The 26,940-nt window shown below is 62.6% G+C and carries 25 protein-coding genes and 3 tRNA genes; 12 read left to right on the top strand and 16 right to left on the bottom strand.

The genetic code is table 11. The features are described from left to right. Nucleotide 1 precedes the first annotated feature (1 nt). From ABXR19_RS13205 to atpD, 8 genes are read right to left on the bottom strand one after another with little or no spacing between them, the layout of a single operon-like run. The gene (locus ABXR19_RS13205; RefSeq protein WP_354601606.1) at nucleotides 2-829 is read right to left on the bottom strand and encodes a F0F1 ATP synthase subunit gamma; all 828 of its coding nucleotides are present in this window, start codon (nucleotides 827-829) and stop codon (nucleotides 2-4) included. Continuing rightward, the gene (locus ABXR19_RS13200; RefSeq protein WP_354601605.1) at nucleotides 813-2,309 is read right to left on the bottom strand and encodes a F0F1 ATP synthase subunit alpha; all 1,497 of its coding nucleotides are present in this window, start codon (nucleotides 2,307-2,309) and stop codon (nucleotides 813-815) included. The genes ABXR19_RS13205 and ABXR19_RS13200 overlap by 17 nt, the downstream gene beginning before the upstream one ends. Further along, nucleotides 2,299-3,051, bottom strand: coding sequence for a F0F1 ATP synthase subunit delta (locus ABXR19_RS13195; RefSeq protein WP_354601604.1), 753 nt, complete (start codon nucleotides 3,049-3,051; stop codon nucleotides 2,299-2,301). Before ABXR19_RS13195 ends, ABXR19_RS13200 begins: the two co-directional genes overlap by 11 nt. A 6-nt stretch (nucleotides 3,052-3,057) precedes the next feature. Then, a complete protein-coding gene (gene atpE, locus ABXR19_RS13190; protein ID WP_435594324.1) occupies nucleotides 3,058-3,324 on the bottom strand; it encodes an ATP synthase F0 subunit C in 267 nt (88 codons plus the stop codon). Further along, a complete protein-coding gene (locus ABXR19_RS13185) occupies nucleotides 3,321-4,025 on the bottom strand; it encodes a F0F1 ATP synthase subunit A (protein ID WP_354601603.1) in 705 nt (234 codons plus the stop codon). Before ABXR19_RS13185 ends, atpE begins: the two co-directional genes overlap by 4 nt. Next, nucleotides 4,025-4,297, bottom strand: a complete 273-nt coding sequence (locus ABXR19_RS13180) for an AtpZ/AtpI family protein (RefSeq protein ID WP_354601602.1) — start codon at nucleotides 4,295-4,297, stop codon at nucleotides 4,025-4,027. Before ABXR19_RS13180 ends, ABXR19_RS13185 begins: the two co-directional genes overlap by 1 nt. Continuing rightward, complete coding sequence (locus tag ABXR19_RS13175; RefSeq protein WP_354601601.1) at nucleotides 4,294-4,695, bottom strand: F0F1 ATP synthase subunit delta/epsilon; 402 nt, start codon at nucleotides 4,693-4,695, stop codon at nucleotides 4,294-4,296. Before ABXR19_RS13175 ends, ABXR19_RS13180 begins: the two co-directional genes overlap by 4 nt. Further along, complete coding sequence (atpD, locus tag ABXR19_RS13170; protein ID WP_354601600.1) at nucleotides 4,692-6,092, bottom strand: F0F1 ATP synthase subunit beta; 1,401 nt, start codon at nucleotides 6,090-6,092, stop codon at nucleotides 4,692-4,694. The genes ABXR19_RS13175 and atpD overlap by 4 nt, the downstream gene beginning before the upstream one ends. Nucleotides 6,093-6,329: 237 nt before the next feature. Between atpD and ABXR19_RS13165 the strand changes: the two genes are divergently transcribed. From ABXR19_RS13165 to ABXR19_RS13145, 5 genes are all read left to right on the top strand, one after another. After that, nucleotides 6,330-7,286, top strand: coding sequence for a DnaJ C-terminal domain-containing protein (locus ABXR19_RS13165; protein WP_354601599.1), 957 nt, complete (start codon nucleotides 6,330-6,332; stop codon nucleotides 7,284-7,286). Then, entirely contained in the window at nucleotides 7,283-7,597 is a 315-nt protein-coding gene (locus ABXR19_RS13160) for a chaperone modulator CbpM (protein ID WP_354601598.1), read from the top strand. The genes ABXR19_RS13165 and ABXR19_RS13160 overlap by 4 nt, the downstream gene beginning before the upstream one ends. A 343-nt stretch (nucleotides 7,598-7,940) precedes the next feature. Further along, nucleotides 7,941-10,580 (top strand): cation-translocating P-type ATPase, encoded by a 2,640-nt coding sequence (locus tag ABXR19_RS13155; protein WP_354601597.1) that lies wholly within the window; start codon nucleotides 7,941-7,943, stop codon nucleotides 10,578-10,580. A gap of 370 nt (nucleotides 10,581-10,950) precedes the next feature. Further along, nucleotides 10,951-11,391 (top strand): hypothetical protein, encoded by a 441-nt coding sequence (locus tag ABXR19_RS13150; RefSeq protein WP_354601596.1) that lies wholly within the window; start codon nucleotides 10,951-10,953, stop codon nucleotides 11,389-11,391. A gap of 62 nt (nucleotides 11,392-11,453) precedes the next feature. Then, a complete protein-coding gene (locus ABXR19_RS13145) occupies nucleotides 11,454-12,824 on the top strand; it encodes a DUF4832 domain-containing protein (protein ID WP_354601595.1) in 1,371 nt (456 codons plus the stop codon). A gap of 65 nt (nucleotides 12,825-12,889) precedes the next feature. Here the strand turns inward: ABXR19_RS13145 and ABXR19_RS13140 are convergent. From ABXR19_RS13140 to ABXR19_RS13130, 3 genes are all read right to left on the bottom strand, one after another. Next, nucleotides 12,890-12,979 (bottom strand) — tRNA-Ser (locus ABXR19_RS13140). Between the two features lie 60 nt (nucleotides 12,980-13,039). Beyond that, nucleotides 13,040-13,498, bottom strand: coding sequence for a 6-carboxytetrahydropterin synthase QueD (gene queD / locus ABXR19_RS13135; protein ID WP_354601594.1), 459 nt, complete (start codon nucleotides 13,496-13,498; stop codon nucleotides 13,040-13,042). Nucleotides 13,499-13,619: 121 nt separating this feature from the next. Next, a complete protein-coding gene (locus tag ABXR19_RS13130) occupies nucleotides 13,620-13,913 on the bottom strand; it encodes a helix-turn-helix domain-containing protein (protein ID WP_354601593.1) in 294 nt (97 codons plus the stop codon). 313 nt (nucleotides 13,914-14,226) lie between these two features. Here ABXR19_RS13130 and ABXR19_RS13125 point away from each other — a divergent pair, with 313 nt between their 5' ends. The 3 genes from ABXR19_RS13125 to ABXR19_RS13115 all read left to right on the top strand — a co-directional run bounded on the left by ABXR19_RS13125 (nucleotide 14,227) and on the right by ABXR19_RS13115 (nucleotide 15,738). Then, a complete protein-coding gene (locus ABXR19_RS13125) occupies nucleotides 14,227-15,456 on the top strand; it encodes an aspartate kinase (RefSeq protein WP_354601592.1) in 1,230 nt (409 codons plus the stop codon). A 44-nt stretch (nucleotides 15,457-15,500) separates the two neighbouring features. After that, nucleotides 15,501-15,593, top strand: a tRNA-Ser gene (locus ABXR19_RS13120). Between the two features lie 68 nt (nucleotides 15,594-15,661). Continuing rightward, a tRNA-Arg gene (locus ABXR19_RS13115) sits at nucleotides 15,662-15,738 on the top strand. A 164-nt stretch (nucleotides 15,739-15,902) separates the two neighbouring features. On the opposite strand, the gene ABXR19_RS13110 is transcribed toward ABXR19_RS13115, so the two are convergent. The 5 genes from ABXR19_RS13110 to ABXR19_RS13090 all read right to left on the bottom strand — a co-directional run bounded on the left by ABXR19_RS13110 (nucleotide 15,903) and on the right by ABXR19_RS13090 (nucleotide 21,339). After that, a complete protein-coding gene (locus ABXR19_RS13110) occupies nucleotides 15,903-16,424 on the bottom strand; it encodes a disulfide bond formation protein B (protein WP_354601591.1) in 522 nt (173 codons plus the stop codon). Between the two features lie 173 nt (nucleotides 16,425-16,597). Continuing rightward, nucleotides 16,598-17,755 carry an oligogalacturonate lyase family protein gene (locus ABXR19_RS13105; protein WP_354601590.1) on the bottom strand — a complete coding sequence of 386 codons (1,158 nt, stop codon included), beginning with the start codon at nucleotides 17,753-17,755 and terminating at the stop codon, nucleotides 16,598-16,600. A gap of 212 nt (nucleotides 17,756-17,967) precedes the next feature. Continuing rightward, nucleotides 17,968-19,647, bottom strand: a complete 1,680-nt coding sequence (locus tag ABXR19_RS13100; RefSeq protein WP_354601589.1) for a TRAP transporter large permease — start codon at nucleotides 19,645-19,647, stop codon at nucleotides 17,968-17,970. Next, the gene (locus ABXR19_RS13095) at nucleotides 19,644-20,249 is read right to left on the bottom strand and encodes a TRAP transporter small permease (RefSeq protein ID WP_354601588.1); all 606 of its coding nucleotides are present in this window, start codon (nucleotides 20,247-20,249) and stop codon (nucleotides 19,644-19,646) included. Before ABXR19_RS13095 ends, ABXR19_RS13100 begins: the two co-directional genes overlap by 4 nt. 79 nt (nucleotides 20,250-20,328) lie before the next feature. Continuing rightward, nucleotides 20,329-21,339, bottom strand: a complete 1,011-nt coding sequence (locus ABXR19_RS13090) for a TRAP transporter substrate-binding protein (RefSeq protein ID WP_354601587.1) — start codon at nucleotides 21,337-21,339, stop codon at nucleotides 20,329-20,331. 624 nt (nucleotides 21,340-21,963) lie between these two features. Between ABXR19_RS13090 and ABXR19_RS13085 the strand changes: the two genes are divergently transcribed. The 4 genes from ABXR19_RS13085 to ABXR19_RS13070 all read left to right on the top strand — a co-directional run bounded on the left by ABXR19_RS13085 (nucleotide 21,964) and on the right by ABXR19_RS13070 (nucleotide 26,780). Next, nucleotides 21,964-24,006 (top strand): ATP-binding protein, encoded by a 2,043-nt coding sequence (locus ABXR19_RS13085; RefSeq protein ID WP_354601586.1) that lies wholly within the window; start codon nucleotides 21,964-21,966, stop codon nucleotides 24,004-24,006. Further along, on the top strand, nucleotides 24,003-24,371 hold the full coding sequence (locus tag ABXR19_RS13080) for a response regulator (RefSeq protein ID WP_354601585.1): 369 nt from the start codon (nucleotides 24,003-24,005) through the stop codon (nucleotides 24,369-24,371). The genes ABXR19_RS13085 and ABXR19_RS13080 overlap by 4 nt, the downstream gene beginning before the upstream one ends. 2 nt (nucleotides 24,372-24,373) lie before the next feature. Continuing rightward, the gene (locus ABXR19_RS13075; RefSeq protein ID WP_354601584.1) at nucleotides 24,374-24,847 is read left to right on the top strand and encodes a chemotaxis protein CheX; all 474 of its coding nucleotides are present in this window, start codon (nucleotides 24,374-24,376) and stop codon (nucleotides 24,845-24,847) included. A gap of 334 nt (nucleotides 24,848-25,181) precedes the next feature. Then, entirely contained in the window at nucleotides 25,182-26,780 is a 1,599-nt protein-coding gene (locus tag ABXR19_RS13070) for a methyl-accepting chemotaxis protein (protein WP_354601583.1), read from the top strand. Nucleotides 26,781-26,940 lie beyond the last annotated feature (160 nt).

Here is a 26,940-nt window from a genome sequence, read left to right as displayed (position 1 = left end):
CTCAAGATCCGGTACCGGCAAGCATCTGAGCCGAGAGCTGGATGATCTCGATTTCCTCGGTGATGTCTTCCTGACGCTGGGCGTTGGCCTGGCGCTGCAGGCGCAGGCGGTCTTCGTCGAGTTTGTGCAGGGCGTTTTCCATGTGCGCCAGACGCTGGCGGTTCTCGGTCATCAGCGCGCTGTAGAGCACGGCGTTGAGGGCGGCGTAGAGGTAATGCCCGCTCAAGGCGGCGAAGAATTCGGCGGGGGCCAGATTCAGGTCGGCGGGCCAGGGCGTTGGCGCGGGCGCGGGCAGATCGCCCAATGGCAGCAGGCGACGCAGGCGCAAGCTGCCGCTGGCTTCGCAGTGATAGAGGACGCTCAGGCCCGCTCCGGGGTGGGCGCTCAGCCATTGGCGCAGCTGCGCGCTGAGGGCTTGCAGCACGGCGGGCACTTCATCGGCGACGCTGGCGCCGGCCAGTTGTACGCTTTTGTCATTCAGGCGGGCAGCCATACGCTGGCCGACGACGATGTGTTGCGCGCTGGCGCCGGGCGCCTGAGCGCGCAGCCAGCTCAGGAGCACTTCGTTGTAGTCGCCGCAGAAACCTTGCTCGGAACCCAGCAGCACATAAAGTTCCGGGCCGGCTTCGGGCGTGGCGGCGAACTCCGGATGCCAAGCGAGAAAATCGGCTGCAGCGGTTTCGATGCTGGCGAGCATGCCTTGCTGGCAGTCGAGGAAGTCGCGCAGGATGCGCGTCTCCATCAGCGCCAGCGCCTTCATCGCCGACATGATCCCGGCGATCTCGGTCAGCGCCTCCAGACGCCGCGCAAACTCACGGCGCCGGCTCATGGGCGGGCTCCTCCAGCCAGCGTGCGACGGCCTCTCGCCAGGCGGCCGGGCCGGCATTCGTGTCGATGGGCGCGCTGGCCTGCGCCTGCAGCAGGCGCCCCAGCTTTTCAGTCAGCGCCGTGCCCTGCAGACCATCGAAGAAGCCTTCGTTGCAGGCCACCAGCCAGGCCAGATGCTGGGCCGCCGTGAGCGGACTCAGGCGGTCCTGCTTGAGCAGTTCGCGCAGCAGGCGGCCATGCCGGATGCGGGCTTCGACGCCGGCTTCGAGGCGCGAGCCGAAGCGCGTGAAAATCTCCAGTTCCAGGAACTGCAGGAAGTCCAGCTTCATGCGCCCGGCTTCGCTCTTCAGCGCGGGCAGTTGCGCCTTGCCGCCGATGCGCGAAACCGAGCGGGTTACATCGATGGCGGGCAGGAAGCCGCGCGCGAAGAGCTGCGGATCGAGGTAGATCTGGCCGTCGGTGATCGAGATCAGGTTGGTCGGGATGTAGGCGGCGATTTCGCCCTGTTCCGTCGCCACGATGGGCAGCGCCGTCATGCTGCCGCCACCGTGCGGGGCGGCGAGGCAGGTGGATCGTTCGAGCAGACGCGCGTGCAGATAGAAAATGTCGCCGGGATAGGCTTCGCGGCCCGGCGGACGGCGCAGCAGCAGTGAGAGTTCGCGATAGGCGCGGGCGTGGGTGGACAGATCGTCATGCACCACCAGCACGTCGCGCCCGGCCCACATCCAGGCTTCGGCAAGCGTGCAGCCAGCGAAGGGCGCCAGATACTTGAGGCCCAGCGAGGCCGTGGCTTCGGCCACGACTACGCAACTGCGCGCGAGCATGCCGGTCTGGCGCAAGGTTTCGATGGTGGCGAGCACCGCCGAGCGTTTCTGACTGATCAGCACGTACACACACAGCACGGCGCTGTGCTGCTGGGCGACAAGCATGTCCAGCGCCAGCGCACTCTTGCCGGTGCCGGCGTCGCCGATGATGAGCTGGCGCTGGCCCATGCCGATGGGAATCATGCTGTCGACGATCTTCACGCCGGAAGCCAGCGGGCGGGTGACAAAATCACGCGCGGTGATCGGCGGCGACGGCGCCTCCAGCGGCCGTGTGCTGTGCGCTTGCGGCGGTGGGCCGCTATCAAGCGGGCGACCCAGCGGATCGATGATGCGGCCGAGAAACTCGTCGCCAACGCCGATGGACAGGCTGCGGCCGGTGACCTGCGCACGCATGCCCGCGACCAGACTGTTTTTCTGGTTCAGCAGGATGGCGCCAATGCGCTGCTTGCCCAGATGGAAGACCAGCGCCTCGCTGCCGTCCTCGAAGCGCAGCACTTCGTCCATCGCTGCCGAGGGCAGGCCTTCGATCCACGCGATGCCATCGCCTAGACTGACCAGCGTGCCGACCTCGGCGACACGCAGGCCGAGGCGGTAATTCGCCAGCCAGACGCTTTGGCCGGCGACGCCTGAGGCGGGGCCGTCCGGGTTACTCCACATGGCTGCCGGCTGCCGCGAACTGGCGCAGTTCATCCGCCAGACTCAGGTTCAGTTGCCAGGGGCCGAGCACGATGCGCAGACCAGCGATCAGATCCCGGTCTTCGGTAAAGTCGATGCGTAGTGGATGATCGAGCTGCGCGCTCAGCTCTTGGGCCAGTGCTTCGCGCTGGGCCAGGTTCAGCGGATAGGCGCTAATGACGCGGGCGGGCTCTGTGGAGGCCTGAGTGGCGCTGCGCAAGCCAGCAACTTGCGCCTCCGGCAAATGTGGCAGGTCTTCGATCAGCAGCTCCAGCAGCTGCGCTTCAAGCGCCGGGCCGGCCAGACGCCCGAGCAGGGCGCTGGCGAAGCGTGCGCTGCGGGCCATGGCGGCGGCTTCGATCTGTTGCTGCAATTCGCTTAGCCGACGCGCCTCCTGTGCCGCATTGCGCTCTCGTTCCTTGGCCAGATCCAGCGTCAGCGCGGCCATCTGGCGGGCGTGCTCCTGCTCCTGTGCGGCAGCGAAATCGGCGCGGGCTGCTGCTTTTTCCTGTTCCCACGCAGCCTGCCGGGTTTCGTAATCTGTCAGCAGCGCGGCGGCACGGGCTTCGGCGGCCTGCGCTTGCTCCAGCGTTTTGGCAATCGCCGCGCGGCGCTGCGCGAGCGTGGCGAGGATCGGCTTGTACAGGAAATGCTTGAGGATCCAGACGAGCGCCAGAAAGTTGATGATCTGCAGGAAGAAAGTGCTCCAGTCCAATGACATCATGGACTCCTATTTGAGCAAGTATTCCAGCAGCGGATTGCGGAACAGGATGATCAGCACGATCACCAGCACGTAAATCGCCAGTGATTCGATCATCGCCAGGCCGATGAAGAGGGTGCGGGTGATCGGTTTCTCGGCCTCCGGCTGGCGCGCCAGCGCTTCAAGCGCCTGGGTGATGGCGCGGCCCATGGCGATGGCCGGGAAGATCACGCCCAGTGCGATGGCCAGCGCCGCGACCACGGTGGAGATCAGGACGAACCAGTGCATGTCGCTCATTTTGCGTTTCCTTTCGGGGGTGGAACGGTGTCGGAGGGCGCGGCGCCTTCATGCGCCTGCATGCCGCCGGCGATGTAGATCAGGGCCAGCATGCCGAAGATGTAGGCCTGAACAAGCGCTTCGACGATATGCAGCAGCAATAGCGGCACAGGCACCAGCAGACCGGCCACCAGCAGCACCAGCATGGCGGCCATTTCCAGGCTCATGATGTTGCCGAACAGACGCACCGCCAGCGCGATGGTGCGCGACAGCTCGCCGAGCAGATGGAAGGGCAGCAGAATCGGACTGGGCGCGAGGTAGTGGCGTAGATAGCCGCGCAGTCCCTCGCTGGAGAGACCGTACCAGTGCACCGAGAGGAAGACCGTAATGGCCAGCGCGGCGGTGGTCGATAGATCGCCGGTAGGTGAATGCAGGCCGGGAATCAGACCGGTGAGGTTGGCGATGGCCACGAACAGCCAAAGCGTGCCGATGAAGGGCAGGAGCAGCGCGGCGGTGCCCGGCAGCACGCCGTTGATCGCGTCTTCGATGGTCTGCACTACGCCTTCCAGCGCAGTCTGGACGAGGTCGGGCGCATCTACCGAGAGCTTGCGCGTACCCAGCCAGCATCCCAGCGCGAGCGCCAGCAGGATGCCCCAAGTCGTCAGCACCGTGCTGGTGAGGTGGAAGGGGCCGAAAGCGAAGAGGAGCGTGGCGCTGTCCATCACCAGTGCTTCCGGATGAAGAGGTACACGTTGAAGATGCCGGCGGCCAGACCGAGGATGATCAGGTTCACCGACCAGCGCACCGAATAGCCTTCGTTCAGCCCGTCCAGCCAGCGCCCGAGGTAGGCACCGCCGAGCAGCGGGGCGAGGAAGAGCACCGACAGCGTGCCGAGGAAGACCGTGGTGCCCAGCACGCCGCGCCGCCCGCGTTCAGCCTCGGCCAGCCGTTCGGAGTCGCGCTGTACGTCGTGTTGCCATTTGTCATTGCTCACGCGGCACCCCTTTCCAGCTGGCGCAGGCGTTGCAAGAGTTCCTGTTCCAGTTGCCGCAGGTTGTCCTTCACCGCATGCAGGGCCTGTTCTTCCTCGGCCAGTTGCCCGCCTAGCAGGGCAGCGACGCGGGCGTGATCGGGATCGTAAAGGTAGCGTCGGGTGCTGATTATCAGCTGCGCGTCGGCAAAGCGCAGCACCGCGCCGGGGCAGGCCAGGTATTGCCAGGGGGCCTCGCCAACGCGGAAACGCGCCAGCCCGTATTCGAGCACGCTCATGCAGCGCGCGCGTCCAGGCTGGATGCCGAAGCTGCCGCTGGCGTCGGTGGCGACGAAGCTGGTGACGCCCGCGATGGTTTCGTGGCGCGTGGCGCTGTGCAGATGCAGGGTGAAGTTGTTCATGGCGCCTCCTGCATGCTGCCGCGCATGTAGCAGCGCTCTTCCGGCAAGGCGTCGAAAGCGCCGCTGATGAAGCCTTCGCAATCGGCGAGGGTGGCCTCCAGCGGCACCGAGGCGCCCGCGATGCCGGTGTGCTCGGCGACCACGTAGAAGGGCTGGGTCAGGTAGCGTTCCAGCCGGCGCGCGCGGTGCACGGTCAGGCGATCGGCTTCCGACAGGGCTTCCAGCCCGAGCATGGCGATGATGTCGTCGAGTTCGCGGTAGCGCGCCAGATGTTCGCGCACGGCCTGCGCCACGCGGTAGTGGCGCTCGCCCAGGGTGGCGCGATCCATCATGCGGCTGCCCGAGGCGAGCGGGTCGATGGCCGGGTAGATGCCCTTGGCGGCCTGACTGCGCGAGAGGATCACGCGCGTATCCAGATGCGCGAGCAGGGCGCCCACGGCGGGATCGCTCATGTCGTCGGCGGGCACGTAGACCGCTTCCACCGCCGTGATATTGCCGCTGCGGGTTGAGGCGATGCGCTCCTGCAACTCGGCCACTTCACTCAGCAAGGTTGGCTGGTAACCCACCGTGGCGGGCATGCGTCCGAGCAGCCCGGACAGCTCGCTGCCTGCCTGCACGAAGCGGAAGGCGTTATCCATCAGGAACAGCACCTCGCGCGCCACATGGTCGCGCAGGTATTCGGCATAGGTTAGTGCCGCCAGGCCGATGCGAAAGCGCACACCGGGCAACTCGTCCATCTGGCCGAAGACCATCAGGCTGCGCGGCATCACGCCTGCGTCCTGCATGTCGTGCCACAACTCATGCCCCTCGCGGATGCGCTCGCCAACCCCGGCGAAGACCGACACGCCCTGATGCAGATGCACGATGGCATGCATGAACTCCATCACCAGTACGGTCTTGCCGACGCCGGCGCCGCCGAACAGCCCGGTTTTGCCGCCGCGCACGAAGGGACACAACAGATCGATCACCTTGATCCCGGTCGGCAGGATGTCGCCCATCGCCACGGCTTCCGGCAGCGGCGCGGGCGGCGCCACGATGGGGCGGAATTCCCCGGTGGCGAGCGGCAGGCCGCCATCCAGCGGTATGCCGAACATGTCCAGCAGCCGCCCCAGGCATTCCGGACAGACCGGTACGCGCAGCGGCCCACCGCTGTCGAACACCGGCATCTGCCGGCGCAGGCCTGCCGTGTGCTGCAGGGCGACGGCGCGGATCCGGGTTTCACTCAGATGCTGGTGGACTTCGAAGTGCAGGCGCCGCCCACCCAGATCCACCCGCAGCGCCTGATGCAGCGGCGGCAGGCGCTGGCACTGGATGTCGATCACCGGCCCATGCACTTCCTCGATCACGCCGATGGGCGTATCGCTGGCAGGCAGGGACGGCGAGCTGAACAGGGACATGGCGGCTCCTTGCCCATAGTTTAGACAGGGGTAATCGTGGCGCTGGAGATGCGCCCATTGGGGGCGTTGACGCGGGCATAGGCTGGAGAGCCCCGCGCGGCGGACGTCTTCACGGCAGCTCTGCGCTCAGCAAGGCTGGATGCAGTTCTTGGCGAGGCTTGCCAAAAGGGTACGCGCACAGCCAAAGGCCGCACTTCTGACCTAGGTTTAGCTGACGAATCGTCGGGGAGATCTCACGTGGAATTCAAGGACTACTACCAGACGCTGGGCGTGAGCCGCACGGCCTCGGCCGACGAGATCAAGAAAGCCTTTCGCAAGCTGGCGCGCAAATATCATCCGGATGTTTCCAAGGAGCGGGACGCCGAGCAGCGCATGAAAGAGGTCAACGAAGCCAACACCGTGCTGTCCGATCCCGAGAAGCGCGCTGCCTACGATCAGCTCGGCCGTGGCTATCAGCCGGGTCAGGACTTCCGCCCTCCGCCGGATTGGGATTCGGGCTTCGAGTTCTCCAATCGTGGTTTCTCGCCCGGCGAGGCCGACGGATTCAGCGACTTCTTTGCCGAGATTTTCGGCCGCATGGGCGGCGGAATGAACGGTTTTGGTGGCCATCGCGGCCGGGGCGGCAAGGCGCGTGGCGAGGATCATCACGCCAAGGTGGTGCTTGACCTGGACGACACGTTTACCGGCGCGACGCGCCAGATCAGCCTGCGCGTGCCCGGGCTGGACGCGCAGGGCCGCGTTCAACTCAGCACCCGCACCCTGAACGTGCGGATTCCGCAGGGCGTGCATGAGGGGCAGGTCATCCGTCTGGCCGGGCAGGGCGCGCCCGGCAGCGGCGGCGGGGTGGCTGGCGATCTGCTGCTGGAAATCCACTTCAGGCCGCACGCCCATCTGCGCGTCGAGGGCCGTGAGCTGCACCTGACGCTGCCGGTCGCCCCGTGGGAAGCCGCGCTGGGCGCGGTGGTCAGCGTGCATCTGCCGGGCGGTGCGCTGAAGGTGCGCATCCCCGCCGGGGCGCAGAGCGGGCGCCAGTTGCGCGTGCGCGGCAAGGGCATTCCCTCCAGCCCGCCGGGCGATTTGCTGCTCGACATCCAAGTCGTGCTGCCGCCCGCCAACACCGCGCAGGCGCGTGAGCTCTACGAAAAAATGGCGAGCGAGCTGGCCTTCGATCCGCGTCAGGAGGTGAGGGTATGAGCCCCCGTGATGATGAAATCCTGATCGGCAGCTTGCTCGACGACTCCTGGCTGACGCTCGAACAAGTCGCCGCCGCCTGCACCGTGGAGCCGGACTGGCTGATTCTGCACATCGAAGAAGGCCTGTTTCCGCGCGTCGAATGTCTCGCCGGCACCTGGCGATTCTCCAGCGCCTGCCTGCACCGTGCGCAGCGCATGCGCCAGCTGGAGCGCGATTTCGACGCTGGCCCCGAACTTGCCGCGCTGGTCGCCGATCTGCTGGAAGAAGTGGACGAGTTGCGCGGGCAATTGCGGCGGGTGAGGCCGATTTAAGTTTCCTGCAATGGCATGGCCCGAAGAGCCGCGCGCAGCGGGCGTCTTCAGGTGGCCTGTCGGTTTAGTCAAGCCAGGAGTGGCTGGTGGGATGGGGGCTGGAGAAATCCGTCAGGCGAGGCTCTGCTGGCAGGTATTTTTAACAGCTGAAAAAGCCGTAGGCGCCTTCCGACGTTTGGGCGCCCTTGTCGCCACCAAGCCAAACCAAAGCCGAAAAATCCGAATGTCGGAAGGCGCTTTGCTTTTCCGACCTCCGGCTTACGGCCTTCTTCCCTTCCTGTGCGGGATATGAAGCGAGCCCATCCTGCCCCGATTGCTATGCTGAAGCATGAATCCTCACGGCATGCACATCGCGCAGCAATCTCCCGAGGCGGCCCTCGCCGCGCTGGGCAGTTCTGCGCGGGGTCTGAGTGCGGCTGAGGCGGCGCGGCGGCTGATCGAATTTGGCGCGAACCAGGTGACGGCGGCGCCACGCGATCCGCTGTGGCTGGTGCTGCTGCGCGAGTTCTCGCATTTCTTTGCGCTGATCCTGTGGCTGGCGGCGGCGCTGGCGTTTGTCGCGGCGTATTTCGATCCCGGTCAGGGCATGTTCGAACTGGGCCTGGCGATTGTCGGGGTCATCCTCGTCAATGGTGCATTTTCCTTCTGGCAGAGCTATCGCGCCGAGCAGGCGCTGTCGGCGCTGCGTCAGCTCTTGCCGCAGCAGGTGGAGGTGAGGCGCGATGCGCTGACGCTGACCGTGCCGGCCGCTGCGCTGGTGCCGGGCGATCTGGTCTTGCTGGGCGAGGGCGCCAAGGTGCCGGCCGATTGCCGGGTGGTGGAGGCTTCTGGCGTGCGGGTCGACATGGCGACGCTGACCGGCGAGTCGCGGCCCAAGGCGCGCGAGGCCGCACCGGACGCCGAGGCCGATCCGCTGGCTGCGCGCAACCTGCTGCTGGCGGGCACGCTGCTGGTCTCGGGCAGCTGCACGGCGCTGGTTTTCGCCACGGGCATGCATACTGAGTTCGGCCATATCGCACATCTGACGCAGACCGCGGGCGAGGTGGAGTCGCCGCTGCAGCGCGAGATCCGGCGCGTGTCGCGGATCGTGGCCTTGCTGGCGCTGGGGCTGGGCGTGGCCTTCTTTGCGATTGGCCATTTTGTCGGCCTGCCGTTCTGGGCGAACTTCATGTTTGCCATTGGCATCATCGTGGCCAACGTGCCGGAGGGGCTGCTTCCCACCGTTACCCTGTCGCTGGCGCTCGCCACCCAGCGCATGGCCAAGCGTCATGCGCTGGTGCGGCATTTGCCCGCAGTAGAAACCCTGGGCTGTGCGACGGTGATCCTGACCGACAAGACCGGCACGCTGACGCAGAACCGCATGACGGTGCGCGAACTGTTCTTTGCCGGGCGCCATCATCTGGCCGCCAAACGCTGGCCGCGCGGCGCGGATTTGCATCTGCGCGCGGTGGCGCGTTTCTGCCACAACCTGAAGTTCCCCGGCGATCAGCCCAGCGGTGATCCGATGGAAATCGCGCTGTGGCAGTTTGGCGGACCGATTCCGGAGCCCGGGCCGCGCGTCGGGGAAATCCCCTTCGATGCCGAGCGGCGGCGCATGTCGGTGATCAGTCGTCATGAGGAGGGCGGGCAATACCTGTGGTGCAAGGGCGCGCCCGAATCCGTCCTGCCCTTGTGCACGAGCTGGCTTGAGGGGCATCTCGCGCATCCCTTCGATGCGGCAGCGCAGGACCTGTTTCGCCGGGCGCAGGACGACATGGCAGATCGCGGCCTGCGCGTGCTGGCCTGCGCCTGGCGGGCCTTTCCAGAGGGGGAGGCGGCGCAGGAGGCCGGGCTGCAGCTGTGTGGCCTGATCGGTCTGGAAGATCCGCCGCGCCCCGATGTGCACGGGGCCGTGCAGCGCTGCCACGGCGCCGGGCTGCGCGTGATCATGGTTACCGGCGATCACCCGCACACGGCGCTGGCGATTGCGCGCGAGCTGGATCTGATCCGCACGCCGCAGCCGGTGGTGCTGACGGGAGATCTGGTGCGGCGCATGAGTCCGGCGAGTCTGCAGCTGGCACTGGCGGCGCCGGAAATCCTCTTCGCCCGCGTCAGCGCCGAGCAGAAGATGCTGATCGTGCAAGCCTGCCAGGCCAAGGGCGAGATCGTGGCAGTGACCGGCGACGGCGTGAATGACGCGCCCGCGTTGAAGTGCGCCGATATCGGCATCGCCATGGGTTTGTCGGGCACGGATGTGGCGCGCGAAGCGGCGGACATCGTGCTGCTCGACGATCACTTCGCGACCATCGTCAATGCCATTGAGGAGGGGCGCGCGGTATTCGAGAACATCCGCAAGTTTCTGACCTACATCCTGACTTCGAACATTCCGGAGATCGTGCCCTATCTGGCCTTCGTGTTGCTGCGCATCCCGCTGCCGCTGACGGTGATCCAGATTCTGGCCGTCGACCTGGGCACTGACATGTTGCCGGCCTTGGCGCTGGGCGCTGAGGTGCCGCATGCCGGGGTGATGAGCCGGCCGCCGCGCCCGCGGGGCGAACGGCTGCTGTCCTGGCCGCTGCTGGCGCGCGCTTACCTGTTTCTCGGTCCGCTGGAAGCCTTGGGCGCAATGGCCGCCTTCTTCTTCGTACTGCAGGGGGCGGGCTGGCATTACGGGGAAACGCTGGCGCCGAGCGCCCCGGTCTATTTGCAGGCCACGACGGCCTGCCTCGTCGCTATCGTGCTGGCGCAGATGGTCAATGTCTTCGTCTGCCGCCATCCACAACTGGCGGTCTGGCGTTTCCCGCTTTTCGGCAATCGCCTGTTGCTGGGTGGGCTGGCGGCGGAACTCGGCCTGCTGCTGGTAATCGTCTACACGCCGCTGGGCAATGCGCTCTTCGGCACGGCGCCGCTGGCCGCCGCAGTGTGGTGCTACGCGTTGCCGTTTGCACTGTTGCTCGGGGTGATGGAAGAAGCGCGCAAGGCGCTGATTCGACGCTGGCTGTAGAGCCGCGCGCAGTATGGGTCTGCGGGGATGGCGCTTGTACAGCCTTTATGTGCGAGCTTGTGCGGCATGGTGTGCTGCAGATGACCGTCCCATGCGGCGCTTCAGGCAAAGTTTGAACGCCACCAAACTTCACATTTGAACGCTTGCCCTGTCCCTAAACTGGCAGGTTTGTTGCGTTGTTTTATTTACAAAAACTATCCAGATCTTGCTGTTCACAGGCGTCTGGATCGAAACGGAGTTTTGCGGGAGCTTTTCCAAATCTTGGCATGTCGTGAAACCTGTATTACCCGCTAGTACAGTGAATTTGCGGAAAATGTTGCCGGTAAAAATGTATCAGACGGCAATATAAAACCGCGCGAAGGAGATCGTAATGAAATCGAACCAGAGCCTTTACCTCGACCAACACGAAAATCGCCTCGGCCCGGAGACGGGCTGGTGCTCCCGCCAGAATTGCGTCATCGCACTTAGCGAGGACGGCGCCTGGTACGCCGGGCCGCTGCACGCCAATCAGGGCTGTCCGGTTGAAGGTTGTGCGCGTACGCTGCGTTATGCGCTGAAGGCGGGTAGCGCAGGTGAAGCTTGGCTCGAATCCATGCGCGTGCTGGTCTTGTCAGCGAACGGCAGCTTGCTTGCACAATTGAATCTGCCCGATAGCCTGGACGAGAATCGTCCGCGTGAATTGAATATTCAGGCGCTGCATCTACCTCTGGATTGCAAGTTGCGCCTGCTCTTGAAAACGCCTCGGCGCGAAGGCGCTGCCATGCGAACGGCAGACAAACAGATCGAAACCTGGCTGGCGCTGGCGGCCTGAGGGTGGTCTTAAATCTTTGTTCTCCGCTTGGGCCGAGATCTGCCACGAAAGGAAAGTATCGGGTGACGAAAAAGGGCTCGCTGGTTTTTCTCTGCATGCTGCTATGGAACTCCGCATTGTTCGCCGCCGAGCCAGCCTGGCAGGCTCAGATCTACGCGCCGGCATCCCTCGATAACCCGCTCAAGGGGCTGGTGCCCTATGCCGGCGCAGCGAATCCGGAGGGCTTCCCGCACAGCATGGAATTCAGTTACTTCCCGCTCGCCGCTGTGTTGAAGGCGCCGGGGCTGTACGACTGGACGCTGCTGGAGCGTTTTCTGGAGGGCGTGGCCGGCCGGGGCCATCAGGCGGTTTTCCGCTTTCATGTGGAATATCCCGGCAAGACCGGCAGCCTGCCGGCCTATTTACTGGACGCAGGCGTCGGCCTGACGCGCTGGCAGCGCCCGAGCACGCCACCGCGCCCGCCGGTGGAGGTGGAAACGCCGGATTACCAGAATCCGCTGCTGCGCACAGCGATTACCGATTTCATTGCCGCGTTGGGCGCCCGCTATGACGGCGATGCGCGCATCGGCTTCATCACCGCCGGGATGCTGGGCTTGTGGGGCGAGTGGCACGACTATCCGCACACCGAACTGTTCGCCGACAAGGCCTTGCAAGCGGCGGTGATGGCCGCCTACGCGCAGGCTTTCCGTACGACACCGGTCCTGCTGCGCTACCCCGCCAGCGCGGCTGATCCGGTCTATGTGGCGAATGCCGCGACGCCCTTCGGTTACCACGATGATTCCTTCGCCTGGAGCACGCTGCCGACCAAACCGCATTACTTCATGGCCAAGCTGCAAACGGCCGGCGCGACGAATGCCTGGCAGACGCGCCCGATTGGTGGCGAGATCCGTCCTGAGGCTTGGGGCAAGGTTTTCGATGCCGAGCCGGGCTTGCCGGCTTTGCAGGATTTCGCGACTTGCGTAACGGAGACGCACGTCAGCTGGCTGATGGATTCGGGCATGTTCAAGGCCGGCAATCCGCCGGAGCGCCGCACCCGCGCCATCGAGCAGGCGCGCCGCATGGGTTATGAGTTCCACGTCGCGCAGGTGGCGCTGACGCGTGAAGACAAGCAGTTGCGCGTGCAGATCCAGATCGAAAATCGCGGAGTCGCGCCTTTTTATTACGCCTGGCCGCTGAAGGGCGCGCTGCTTGATTCTTCAGGCAAGCTGCTCCGGGAAGCCCGCTGGGCGAGGGTTTTGACGGGCATCCTGCCGCAAGCGTCGCCCATCTTGGCGGAACAGGTCATTGATCTGATGGACTTGCCGGCCGGGCGCTATCGTGTGCTCGTACAGGGGACGAATCCCTTGCCAACCGGGCAGGCTGTGCGCTTTGCCAACGCGCGTCAGGATGCCGACTTGGCGGGCTGGCTCACGCTGGGCGAATTCGTGCGCTGATGGATTCAGGGCAATAAAAAAGCCGGAAGCCCGTTTTACGGGGCTTTCCGGCTTTTTCTTCATTCTGGCGGAGGCTGTGAGATTCGAACTCACGGAGGACTTGCATCCTCGTCAGTTTTCAAGACTGATCCATTAAACCACTCTGGCAAACCTCCAGAAATCTGTCCCGCCATTTCAGGCAGGGATCGCATTGTGCCTTCGGTACAGCGCGCTGTCTAGCTGCCTCGATAATTTGCGCGACTGGCGTCGGCCCAGCAGTTGGGGGTTTCGTAGATCCGCACGTTCTCCAGCGTCAGGGCTTTGTCGCAGAGTTCGCCGATATGCGGCTCAAGCAGCTCGAAGGCTTTGGCTGCGAGGTTTTCGGCGGTGGGCACAACATCCAGCACGACAGTGCGGTGATCCGGCAGGCTGGTGAGGAAATCGAGAATCTGTGCATCGCCTTGATACACAAGGAAAGCGTGATCCCAGCGATCCACGATAGTCTCGCGCATCAGGGATTTGATCTCGGAGAAGTCCAGCACCATGCCGTTGCGCGGATCGCCATCCATGCGCGTGATGTCGCCGGAAACGGTAACTTCCAGCGCATAGCGATGGCCGTGCAGGTGACGGCACAGGCTGCGGTGGTCCGGGATGCGGTGTCCTGCGTCAAATTCGAGGCGGCGGGTGATGATCACGATGAATGCAGGGCCTAGCGTTGGAGTGGTGCGAATTGTAGCCCATGAAAACAAAACCCCGCGCAGCGTGAGCTGGCGGGGTTTGTCGAGCCAGGCCGCGGGAGTCAGGCCCCCGGAAGGATTACTTCTCCTTCTTTTTGGCCTTGGCGTCTTTTTTCAGGCTCTTGTACAGATCCGACTGGTGGGCGCGCAGATATTCGATGACTTCGAAGTCGTCCTTGCGGATCTTGTCGATGTCGATCTGTTCAATGTGCACCAGGCGCAGCAGGGCTTGCACAGGGCGGGGGATGTTGCGGCCGCTCTCGTAACGGGAGCCGCCACTTTGTGTAACACCCAGTTCAGACCAGAATTGGGATTGGTTCAGGCCGAGTTTGCGGCGGATTTCGCGGACATCGATATTTTCGACGATCTTCATAGGAGTTTTCCTTGTCAGTAGTTGGAAGTACGGCGCAGAGGGGATTTGCCGCATTGCCGTTTTAAGCCCTTGTCTTTTGATCATGCTGCGGGCTTGAAATCGACCTATGACTTTGGTTATAGGCTGACCGCAGTATAGATCAATATTTGCAGTGCATTCAAGTAGCATTTGTGTATGTTTTATGGGAAAAGTTCATGCATTCAGGCAAATAATTGTGAATCAGTGTTTCTCCGGGGCTCGCAAACAGCTGTGCCGGAAACCGTGGCTTGGGATAAAATCCCGGCCTTCCTGTTTCTGCAAAAGATCGCGCACGATGGCTCTGATAGTCCAGAAGTACGGTGGCACCTCGGTCGGCAATCCCGAACGCATCAAGAACGTGGCCAAACGTGTGGCCCGGGCGCATGCTCAAGGGCACAAGCTGGTCGTCGTTGTGTCCGCCATGAGTGGCGAAACCAATCGCCTTGTCGCATTGGCCAAGGAAGTTCAGGCCAACCCTGATCCCCGTGAGCTGGATGTGGTTATTTCCACTGGCGAGCAGGTCACGATTGGCCTGCTGAGCATGGCTTTGCAGGCTGAAGGCATCAAGGCGCGCAGCTATACCGGCCCGCAGGTGCGTATCCTTACGGATAGCTCCTTTACCAAGGCGCGCATTCTGAAGATCGACGAAGACCGCATGCGTCGCGATCTGGATGAAGGTTGTGTCGTGGTGGTGGCCGGATTCCAGGGGGTGGATGACGCCGGCAACATCACCACGCTGGGGCGTGGCGGCTCGGATACCACCGGGGTGGCGCTGGCCGCCGCGCTGCATGCCGACGAATGTCAGATCTATACCGACGTGGATGGCGTGTATACGACCGATCCACGCATCGTGCCCGAGGCGCGCAAGCTGGATCGCATCACTTTCGAGGAAATGCTCGAAATGGCCAGCCTCGGCTCCAAAGTACTGCAGACGCGCTCGGTCGAGTTTGCAGGCAAGTACAAAGTCAGACTGCGTGTGCTCTCCAGCTTTCAGGATGAAGGCGAGGGCACGCTGATTACTTTCGAGGAAGATATCAAGATGGAACAGCCGATCATTTCGGGCATCGCCTTCAATCGCGATGAAGCCAAATTTACCGTGTTGGGCGTGCCGGATCGTCCGGGCATTGCCTATCAGATCCTCGGTCCGGTTGCCGAAGCCAATATTGACGTGGATATGATCATCCAGAACGTTGGTCAGGATGGCTCGACGGACTTCTCCTTTACTGTGCCGCGCGGCGAGTACGAGCGTGCTACGGCGATTCTTGAGGGTGTGAAGACGCACATGGGCGCCCGCGAAGTGCGCGGCGACCGCACGATGGCCAAGGTTTCGGTAGTCGGCGTGGGCATGCGTTCGCACGTCGGCATTGCCAGCCGCATGTTCCGCACACTGGCCGAAGAGGGCATCAATATCCAGATGATTTCGACTTCGGAAATCAAGATTTCCGTCGTGATCGACGAAAAATATCTGGAGCTTGCCGTGCGCGTGTTGCACAAAGCATTTGAACTCGATCAAGTTGTGAGTTGAGATTGACGAACCGGGGCGTTGCAGCTAATATGCGCCCTCTTCGCGGAGAGTTGGCCGAGTGGTCGAAGGCACTCCCCTGCTAAGGGAGCAGACGGGCAAAACCTGTCTCGAGGGTTCGAATCCCTTGCTCTCCGCCAAAAGAAAAAAAGGCTGAAAAGTCTTGCAGAGACTGGGATTTTAGTTCATAATCTTGTTTCTGTTTTTTGCACCCATAGCTCAGCTGGATAGAGTACCTGGCTACGAACCAGGGGGTCGGGCGTTCGAATCGCTCTGGGTGTACCAAAGATTCAAGCACTTAGGCCTGTCGAGAGACAGGCCTTTTTGCTTTCTGGCGTAACTGGTGACACTTTTGCGCAATCTTCTTCCCTGTACCTCTTCTTGCATGGCAAAAAACGAGGGGTCGGAAGATTGTCGCCAATCAGCTTTTCGATTGTTGCCGGTGTTGCTCAGGCGGGCTGGCTCAGCGTGCTGTTTCTGGCGCGGATGATTTGCCAGAGTACATAAGCCGCGATGGTGGCAATGAACGCCAGCAAGCTCCATTGCGGCAGATGCAGGCCGAGAATCAGCGGCTGGTTTTCGGCGCAATCGATGCCGCCCAGCATGCCTGCGCGGAAGAAGGCTTCGTAGTTGCCCATCTGCAGGTAATACATCAGGCCCGCGCCGCAACTGCCGCTGGCCTCATCCAGATGCGACAGCAGATAAGCCTGACGCCCGGCGCTGGCTAGGCCGACCAGCAGCCCCAGCTCCGCGATGCGTTGCGTGAAAAACTGCGCGCGCGGCCAGGCTGCGGCCAGCAGGAAACCCGTGCCGGCCAGCAGGAACGCCAGGCGCTGGAACCAGCACATCGCGCAGACTTCCAGATCGAACAGCATACCGAGCAAGGCGGCAGCCCCGACCGCAGCAAAGCAGCCAAGGCCGAAGGCCAGTAGCACGCTGCGGGGGCGGCGTGTGAGAAAGTCGAGAGTCATGATCGGTCCTGTGAGTGCTTATTGAATAAGTTGAGTGCTGCTCACAGACCCTGGCGGCTGGAGAAGGTTCCTGCGGAGAAGTCCGCCCAGTGCAGCTCTCCAGGCAGGGTGTTCGTCCGGTGGATTGATCGCGCCCACGCTATGCGTGAGCGCGCCGTTTGCGACGCTCCACATCAGACCGGCAGATCGGCCAGATACAAGGCAGGCTTGCCCTCACGGTCACTGGAGAAGAGCACGCGCTTTTCATCCGGCGTGAAGGACGGATGTGGGTGCGTGGCCTGGGTGTTGCCCTTGTATTCGGCCCAGCTGCTGTCATGGCGGCAGACCTTGCGGTGCGTGCGCGTCTGCATGTCGAAGAGGTGAATCCAGGGGTCGGCTTCGAAGGCGTGCCCTTCCTTGTCTGACACATCCCCCAGTTGCCCGGCGCCATCACCGACAAGCAGGCTGCCGTCGAAATTGCTCATCAGGTGCGCGCAGGGCGGCATCGCCATGATGTTTTCGTTCTCCAGCGTGACCGGATCAGCGGCGCCGATGTAGCGATCCTGGTCGCCCTTGGTATAGCTGACGTACATCAGTTTAGAGCCGTCCGGTACCCAGAATTCATGCATGCAGGATTCATGCGGCGCGTGTTTCTTCACCTGGCGCAGGTTCGTGCCGTCTTCGTTGATGAACCACATGCGCGCATCGACCAGATCGTGCGGGCCTTCGTGACAGAAGCCCATGATGCTGTCGTCGAAGGGGCGGAACATCGGATGACCCATGTAGCGCTGCTGGTCGAGCACGACGCGGGCCTGGCCTGTTGCGATGTCGATGTCGATCAGGCGCTCGCGCGGTTTTGCGTCAAATTGCTTGCGGAAACGTTCCCAGCCACTGCCGCCGGTGACCTGATCGGCTGCGAGGATTTCCATGCCGGCAATGCGCGTGCACGCCGAGTTTGGCACCCAGGTGCCAGCGCCTTTCCATTCGGGCGGAACGCTGTAGATGATTTTTTCTTCCAGCGTGGCCAGGTCCACGCGACGATGTTCGCGCCCGCTTTTTGTGTAGAACAGGAACTGGTCGTCGGGGGACAGGTAAGCGCCGTGATAGTTGTTGCCTGTGCCATCGGTGATCTGGCGGGCTACGCCGCTGGGCAGGTCGAGCAGCCAGATGTTGAAGACGTCGCCGAATTCGCCGCCGAAGAGCAGACGCTCACCGTTGTTGCTGAAACACTTCTGGTAGAAATAGTTGCGCGGGCAGGCTACTTCGGGCGGTGACAGGCGGGTGATGCGCACGCCGGTATCTGGGTCGGTGCTTTCGAGGTACTGAAACTGGATCGTGCTGCCCTTGGCCATGGCGAACCTCATTTGTCAGACAAGTTGCGATTTTACTCGCGATTTGTTAACTGGCTTGAGCGATGTCAATTTCTCGATGGCTTGAAGAGGCGCACCGGGCAATGGCCTTCAAGCACATGTGCTCGACAGGCTTGCTGGATAAGGGTCTTTGGGATGGGGCTGCCCGAAGCGCCGCTGGATGCGGCTCTTCAGGCAGGGTCATTCAGCAAAAATCAATGCATGCCTAGCAGATTTGGCAACCACAGGGTCAGCGGCGGCCAGTAGGTCACCACTACGAGGAAACCGAGCATGGTCAGCAGCCAAGGCCACACGGCCTTGGTCAGTTCGGTGATGCCCATGTTGGTGATGCCGGAGGCTACATATAGATTCAGCCCCACGGGCGGATGGCACATGCCGACTTCCATATTGACGGTGATCAGGATGCCGAAGTGGATCGGGTTGATGCCCAGCTGGATCGCCACGGGGAACAGGATCGGCGCCATGATCAGGACGATGGAAGAAGGCTCCATCACGTTGCCGGCGATCAGCAGCAGAATGTTGACCGCGAGCAGGAAGGCAATTGGCCCGAGCCCCTGATTCAGCAGCCAGTCGGCCAGCTGTTGCGGGATTTGCTGGTCGGTCATGATGAAGCTGAACATCACCGCATTGGTGATGATGTAGAGCAGCATCGCGCTCATGTTGGCCGAGGACAGCAGCACCTTGGGCACGTCGCGCAGCTTCATGTCCTTGTACACGAACACGGCGACGAAGAAGGCGTACACCGCGCTCATCGCAGCGGCTTCGGTCGGCGTGAAGATGCCGGTGTAAATGCCGCCCATGACTACGATGATCAGCAGCAGGCCCCAGATGCTTTTCCAGTAGGCGCGCCAGACTTCGAGCGATTCCCACATCAGCTCGAATTTGAAGGTCGGGGCAATATGCGTGTAGCTGCCGCAGGCTTGGATGATGGAGAGCCAGATCAGCATCACCACTACCGGCACGAAGCTGGCATACAGCGGCGAGAGGGCGGCGAAGGGTTCGATCAGCAGGAAGCTCACGCCGATTGGCACGCCCAGCACGATCAGGCCCACATATACGAAGCGGACGATCCACTTGCTCTTCGTTGTCCACGGCGCCAGTCCAAGCCAGAATGCTCCTGCCAGAAAGTAGGCAAAACCGGCGTTCGGAATCAGCGTGGCGAGGCCCATGCCCAACAGCCAGGGCGGCACGGCCGTGAAAATCAGTGCGTAGAAGGCGCCGAACATACAGCCGATGGTGGCCTGCAGACTGTTGCGATCCGGAAATAGCATGACGCGAGGGTAGTTGTTCTTGCGTGCCCGCCACCATGTGGTCAAGCCCAGCAGCGATGCCAGGAGCAGCCCCGGAATCACCCCGGCCATGAACAGGGTACCGACTGAGGCATTGGTCGCCACCGAATACATTACCATCACGATGCTGGGCGGAATCAGGATACCCAGCGCGCCGGAGGTGGTGATCACGCCGGCGCCGAAGCGTTTCGGGAAGCCGGCCTTCTCCATCGCCGGCAGCAGGATCGCGCCGATGGCGACCACGGTGGCAGGGCTGGAGCCCGACACTGCCGCGAACAACGCACAGGCCATCACCCCGGCCAGGCCGAGTCCGCCGTGCCAGTGCCCGACCAGCGAGGTGGCAAAGTTGATCATGCGTTTGGCCACGCCGCCGTGGGTCAGGAAATTGCCGGCGAGGATGAAGAAGGGAATTGCCATGATCTCGAAGCGTTCGATGCCGGTGAACAGCTTCATCGCTACCGATTCGATGGGCACCGTGGTCATGGTGTACAGGAAAGTCAGCACGGTGAGGCCGAGCGAAATCGAGATCGGCATGCCGGTAAGCATCAGGGCCAGCAGCAGCCCGAAAATGATGAGTGCGTTCATTTCGCAGCCTCCGCAACTTCTTCTTCCAGTCCGTCGACATGGCCGTGATCATGGCGCGGCAACTCGCCGGTCTTGTGGAAGTTCCAGGCCACCTGCAGGAAGCGGAAGCACATCAGGCTGGAGCCCAGCGGCACCACCATGAAGACCATCCAGGTCGGCCATTCCAGATCTGGCGTGGTCGGGCCTTCCGGCACGAATTCGGTACTGCCGATGAGCTGGTTGAACTCGTAGTGCAGGCCGTTGCCCCACACCAGGATCGCGCCCAGCGCAACGACGATGCCGGTGAACAACGCTCCGGCGAGCAGGCCGAAAATCACGAAGCGCGCACGGTTCTGCGGCGCCAGCTGATTGATCAGCACATCCACGCCGACGTGGATGCCGGTGCGCACGCCGTAAGCCGCGCCGAATTTGGCCATCCACACGAACAGGATGATGGTCAGCTCCTGCGACCAGCCCATGTTCAGGGTCAGCAGCCAGTCCTGCAGACCGGGAATCGACAGCCCCGCCAGATAGCGGTGCACGACGGCGATGAAGGTGATGGTGGTGGCCGCGCCCATCAGGGTTGCGATCAGCCACTCTTCCAGATAGTCGAGAATTTTCATGGCAGCTCCGGCAAGGAACAGCAGGATTCGGCGGGTCTCAATGCAAAAGGGGGCGATACGCCCCCTTTTACCTTCAGGATCAGAGCTTGTTCGGATCGAACCCCGTTTCCTTGTAGATGCTCTTGATCAGCTCCGCGCCGATGCGGCCTTCTTGTTCCTTGTGCACCTTGACCAGCACCTTCTTCAGTTCGCTGCGCTCGGCCGGGCTCAGTGCCACGACCTGGGTCTTGCCGGAGGCTTTCACCGCATCAGTGGCCTCGGCGTTTTCTTTCTGGGCAATCGCGTTGGCGTAACGGGTGGATTCTTCCATGGCCGTGGCGACAAGTTTTTGCAGGTCAGGTGGCAGGCCGTCCCAGAATTTCTTGTTCACGATCACCGCATAGCCCAGATAGCCGTGATGCGACTGCACCATGTACTTCTGTACCTCATGCATTTTCTGCGTGTAGAAGTTCGAGGGTGGATTTTCCGTGCCATCTACCACGCCGGTCTGCAGCGCCTGATACACCTCGGAGAAGGCCATCACCTGCGGGATCACGCCCAGCGCGCGCATTTCGGATTCCAGTACCTTGGAGGACTGGATGCGCATCTTCAGCCCCTTGAAGTCCGCCGGGGCCTTGGTCAGCTTGTTGGCTGAAAAATCCTTGAAACCGTTGTCCCAGTAGGCCAGGCCGGTGATGCCTTTGGGCTCCAGCTTCTTGAGCAGGGCTGCGCCAATCGGGCCATTGGTCACGCGGTGCAGGGCTGAGTAGTCATCAAACATGAAGGGCAGGTCGAAGACCTCGAATTCGCGCACGCCCAGTGGCCCGAATTTGGCCAGCGAGGGGGCCAGCATCTGCACTGCGCCCAGCTGGATGGCATTCATCTCCTCGCCATCCTTGTAGAGCTGGCTGTTCGGATACACCTCGACCTTGATCTTGCCGGCACCACGCTCGTTCACCAGCTTGGCGAACTGGTCGGCGGCCTTGCCCTTGGGCGTATCCTTGGCAACGACATGGCTGAACTTGATGATGATCGGCGCCTGCTGGGCCAAGGCCAGAGAACTGGCAGCCAGGCAGATCAGAGCGAGTAAAGCATTGCGGCGAAAACTCATGATGAAGCTCTCCTTGGTAGCGGATTTGTTGGAGCAGCATGGTTTAGTTATATGCCATGGCGGCCGGACGTCAATCGCACCCGCAGCATCGTTTTGGCTGTGCGCGGCGTCAATCAGGTTTTACGGCAGGGTGCGCACAGGCTTGAATCAGGTGATGAGTTTTGAGGTTTGTTTTTCCGGTTTCGTGACAGGGTTCGCATGCCGGGCAGCCGAGCGGTCGTGAATCTGCAAGCGCTTGATGATTTCGTCCCTCACCGCTATCAAAAACCGGCTGCAGGCACTGAACGTCGGCGCGTTGGGTTATCTGCAGAAGTCTTTCAGCAACCACCGCCTCGTCGACGCGCTGGAGGACTTGCTGGCGGACCGATGCCTGAAGAGTCTCCCCCAGTCTGCCTGTGCGGATAGGCGGCCTGTAGAGGCACGCTGGTAGCGGCTTTGCAGGCATGCCGTTGGATGGGGCAGGGCCTGCCGTTCATGCCCGATTATGGTTCGTTGGTCGCTGACGTTCTTGTCGCGTAAGAATTTATCTTACTGAAAACACAGGCTTTATTGCCGTGCTTTGGACTTGGTGCGGTTTTTGCGTTGTGACCCCCGTGCGGGGGCACACAACGTGGAGACAAGGTAATGAACAAGAACGACACGCCGGGGCTGCAGCCCGGCAAATATCGCGAGATCGTGCTGGCCGTGGCCTGCTTCCTGATTTTCGATCTGGCTGTGCTGATGCTGAATTTCTATACGTCCTACCAGATCAGCGCCGACGCGGTGGCGATCAATCTGGGCGGGCGTCAGCGCATGCTCTCGCAGCGCATGGCCAAGGCGGCTTTTCAGCTGGAGAGTGATTTGCGCAACGCCGGCCCGGATGCCGCCGTGGCGCAGGAACTGGACACGGCCGTGAAGCTCTTCGACAGCACGCTGAATGCCTTTGTGGCCGGCGGCCAGGTCAAGGGCGCGGACGGGCGTCCGGCCAAACTGGAGAAAATACAGGACGCGGGTGGGCAAGCGCTGCTGGGCAAGGCCAGGGAATTCTGGCCGGCGTATCGCGATGTGCTGTTGGCGGCCGTGGCGCAGCCGGGCAATGAAGTCGTTGTGGAGCGTGCCGCGCAGATGGCGCGCGCCAGCAATACCCGCCTGCTCGGGCTGATGAATGATCTGACGGTGCGTCTGGAAAGTGTGGCCAATGCCAAGGCCGAGCGCTTGCGTCAGGTGCAGACCGCCGGCATCGTGCTGGCCCTGCTCAATTTCGGATTCATCCTGCTCAAATTCATCCGTCGTCTGCGTGAGAGCGATGAACGCTCGGCCGCCGCGCAGCGCGAGACTTCCGAAATCCTTGGCACGGTGCGCGAAGGCTTGATGCTGATTGACCGCAACTTCTGCCTCGGCTCGCAGTATTCGGCCTCGCTGTCGGGGCTGCTCGGGCGCAAGCTGGCGGCGGGCGATGATTTCAAGCCGATCCTGCGCGAGATACTGGGGCCGGACGATTACGAGCAGGCGCTGCAATATGCCACGCTGCTGCTCGGTGACCGGGTCAAAGAGGTTCTGGTGCGCGAGCTGAATCCGCTGCGCGAGGTGGGCGTGCTGACCGACAAGGGCGCCAAGTATCTGAGCTTCGAATTCAATCGTGTGCTGGTCGATGGCAAGCTCACCCACCTGTTGGTGACGGTGGGTGACGTGAGCGAACGCGTGGCTTTGCGGGCTGAGCTGGAGGCCGCCAAGAACCGCGCCAACGAGCAGATGGCGGTAATGCTGCGTCTGGTGCAGATGCAACCGGCGACCCTGCAGGAATTCATCAACGATGCCGGCGCCGGCCTGCTGGAAATCAACGAGCGCCTGAAGTCGGTGACGGGGCGCCCGGGCGAATATCGCGCGATGATCAGCCATGTGTTCCGCGTGGTGCATTCGATCAAGGGCAACGCGGCCATGCTTGGGCTGGATTTCATGGTCACCGATGCGCATGCATTTGAAGATCAGCTGTCTGGCGTCAGCGGGCGTGACAATCTGAGTGGCGAAGAGCTGATCAGCGTGTCCGTGTCGCTGCAGAAACTGTTCGAGCGCCTCGGCTGGCTGCGCGGCGTGGTCGCCAAGTACGCCGAGCAACCTGAGCCGGTGGCTGTGCCGATGGATTTCAAGCAGTCCATTTTCGATCTGACGCGCCGCGTGGCGGGTGATCAGAACAAGAATGTGCTGGCCAGCGTCAGCCTTGATCCGCTGGAAATGCTGCCGCCTGCCGCGGCCAGCGCCCTGCGCGTGATTGCCGCGCAACTGGTGCGCAATGCGGTGGTGCACGGCATTGAAAGCCCGGCCGAGCGCGCCGGTTCCGGCAAGCCGGCGGAGGGCCTGATTCAGGTGGAGCTCTCCAGCAGCGGGCCGGATCAGTTCATCCTCAGCGTGCGCGATGACGGGCGCGGGCTGTGCGCCAAGCATCTGCGCCAGGTGCTGCACAACACGGGCCGGATGGATGACAAAGTGCTGGCCGAGCTGTCGGATCGGCAGGTGATCATGGAAATCTTCAAGCGCGGTTTTTCCACGGCGGCGCAGGTGGATGAACATGCCGGGCGCGGGGTCGGGCTGGACGTGGTGAGCCATGCGGTCAAACGCATCGGCGGCAGCGTGCGCCTGTTGACCCAGCCGGGCCGTTACACCGAGTTTCGCGTGGAGTTCGCCGCATGAAAATGCTCGTCGTCGATGACTCCTCCGTGATCCGCAACCGCATCGTGCAGGTCTCACGCCACCCCGATCTGCCCGATCTGGATGTGGTGGGGACTGCCCGTCATGGCGGCGAAGCCCTGCTGCTGGCAAGAGAATATTTGCCGGATGTGGTGACCATGGATCTGACCATGCCCAACGTGGATGGTGTGGCCTGCATCAAAGGCCTGATGAAAATCTCGCCGGACATGCGCATCCTCGTCATCTCCGCACTGGGCGATCGCAAGACTGCGCTGAACGCCATGAGTTGTGGCGCACACGGTTTCCTGCACAAACCCTTCACCAGCGAAGAGCTGGTTGAAGGCCTCAAAGAACTCTTGAAGGATTGATCATGCGCGCACTGCAGGAACAGGAGCTGGGCGCCTTCATCGCCTCGGTGAGTCACTTCTTCAAGCACGCCACGGGCGATGCCGCCGAAATCCGCTCGGCCTTTCTGGCCGATACCGATACCTATCTGGATTTTTTCGATTTTTCCGGCATCGTCGATGTCAGCGGCGAATGGAGCGGCTCACTGTATTTCTCCGCACCGCGCGGCATGCTTTCGCACATCCTGCTCAGCTATGGCTCCGAAAGCTACACCGATGAGGATCACATGGACCTGATCGGCGAGATAGCCAACATGTTCTCCGGCCAGGCGCGCAAGGCACTCGGCGAGGGTCTGGAAATTTCCGTGCCGCGGCGTTGTACGCGCATCGCCATCAAGCCCGGCTGCGAGCCGCGCCCTTACGTCGTGCCGCTGGCCTGGCGTGGCTTTGAAGCCATCGTGGTGGTGGACCTGAAAACCTCGCGCAAGGCGCTGAACTAGCTGCCTGCGGCAGAGTGCTGAGCAATGAGTGCTGAGTGCTGAGTGGGCATGCTTGCAGAGCGTCTCCGGGATTGGGTCTTGGGGCAGGGGTGGCGCAAAGGCAATGTGGGAGCGGCTCTTCGGGCCGCTCTGTCTCGGCCGCTGGATTTGCTTGCTTCAGGGCGCTTGGTCCGGAATCTCGTCGGTCCTGCCCTTTTGTCCATTCGGGCAGTCGCGGGGGCCAAGCTCAATTTGCGCTCGGGCGGGTCGATAGTCTGCGGAGAAGAGGCGTAGTCGCCTTTCCACCCGCCCAGAGGACCGCCCGATGTCGTTATCTCCACCTGTGAAAGCGTGCTTGCCTATCTGGGTGCGTCTGGTTGCCGGCATCTGGCTGATGTTTGTGTTGGCTTGGGCCGCCACCATTGCCTGGACGCACAGCGAGCAGCAGAACATGGCCAGCCGTCAGGCCGAAAAGTTTGCCGAAAGCATCCATCAGATGACCATGGCAGCGCTGACCGGAATGATGATTACCGGCACCGTGGGGCAGCGTGCGGTGTATCTCGACCAGATCGCCAATGCCAGCGATGTGAGCCAATTGCGGGTCTTGCGTGGCGAAGCGGTCAGTCGCCAGTTCGGCCCCGGCGCTGATAAACCGGCGACGCCGAATGCCGATGAGGCCCAGGTGCTGGCCAGTGGCAAGCCGTTGTACCGGCATGACGCCGACGCGCAGCAACTCGTAGCGGTGCTGCCTGCCATCGCGCTGCCCGACTATCTGGGCAAAAATTGCCTGACTTGTCATGCCCTGGCCAAGCAGGGCGAGGTGCTGGGCGTGGTGAGCATGAAAATCTCCTTGCGTGAAGCCGGGCAGACCGCCACCGCCTTCACCGGCAAGCTGATCCTGCTGGCCTTGTTGCTCAGCATTCCGGTGATTGCCTTCGTTTACTACTTCGTTCAGCGCGTCGTCACCCGTCCCCTGGCAGCCATGACCGAGGGCCTGCGCATCATCGCGCAAGGCGAAGGCGACCTGCGCTCACGTTTGCCGGTCGGCCAGCAGGATGAGATCGGCCGCGCCGCCAGCGTGTTCAATCAGCTCATGGCGACCTTCCAGGCCCTGATCCAGCGCACCGGCAAAGTCTCCGAAAGCGTCGCGGGCGCTTCGCGCGAACTGGCTTCACATGCTGCCGCATTGATGGATTCGGCCCACCAGCAAAACGCCCGTTCGCAGGATGCAGCGCAGGCCGTTGTCGCCATTGCCCAGCAGGTTTCGGTGGTGTCCGACAGTGCTGACCGGGTGCGCCACCATTCGCTCGAAAGCCAGTCCGAATCGCGTCAGGGCAACGAACGCATTCGCTCGCTGGTGCAGGACATTCGCGTCGTCGAGCAGGCCGTCAGCCAGATTGCGGCAACCGCAGACGAATTCGTCACCAGCACCACCGCCATTACCGCCCTGAGCGCCGAGGTCAAGGCGATTGCCGAGCAGACCAATATGCTCGCGCTGAACGCCGCCATCGAGGCTGCCCGCGCTGGCGAGCAGGGCCGAGGCTTCGCCGTGGTGGCCGACGAAGTGCGCAAGCTGGCCGAGAAATCCGCCCAGGCCGCCTTCCAGATCAACGAAGTGGTCACCGGGATTGCTGCCGGCTCCGGCTCGGTGCGTGCCTCGATTCGGGATGGCAGCAGCAAGCTCGGCGCCAGCATCCAGTCGCTTGATCAGGTCTCGGCTGTGCTGGCCAGCGCCAGCGATGGCGTGGATCGCGTCTGCGACGGACTTAACGAGATCGCGGCGGCCTCGCATGAACAACTCGCCGCCTCGCAATCCATCAACCGGGTGATGGACGAAATCGCCAGTGGCGCGCAGCAAAACGATCACGCCATCGGCCAGACCCTCAGCGAGACCCGCTGTCTGGAGCAGCTCGCCCACGAGCTGCAGGACGAGATCGGGCGTTTCAGGTATTAGCTGCCTGCGGCAGAGGACTGAGCAATGAGGACTGAGTGCTGAGTGGGCCTGCTTGCAGAGCCGCGTCGGGCTTCGGTCTTGGGGTAGGGGTGGTGTAGAGGCAATGTGGGTGCGGCTGTGCAGGCTGGCTCCGTTTTCATCCTGCACGAGAGCCCGGCGG

Origin of the sequence: Uliginosibacterium flavum, assembly GCF_040566545.1 — a bacterium.
GTDB classification, from domain to species: domain Bacteria; phylum Pseudomonadota; class Gammaproteobacteria; order Burkholderiales; family Rhodocyclaceae; genus Uliginosibacterium; species Uliginosibacterium flavum.
The sequence above is the reverse complement of the archived record's forward strand: the minus strand, read 5'-3'. Positions and strand labels throughout refer to the sequence as shown.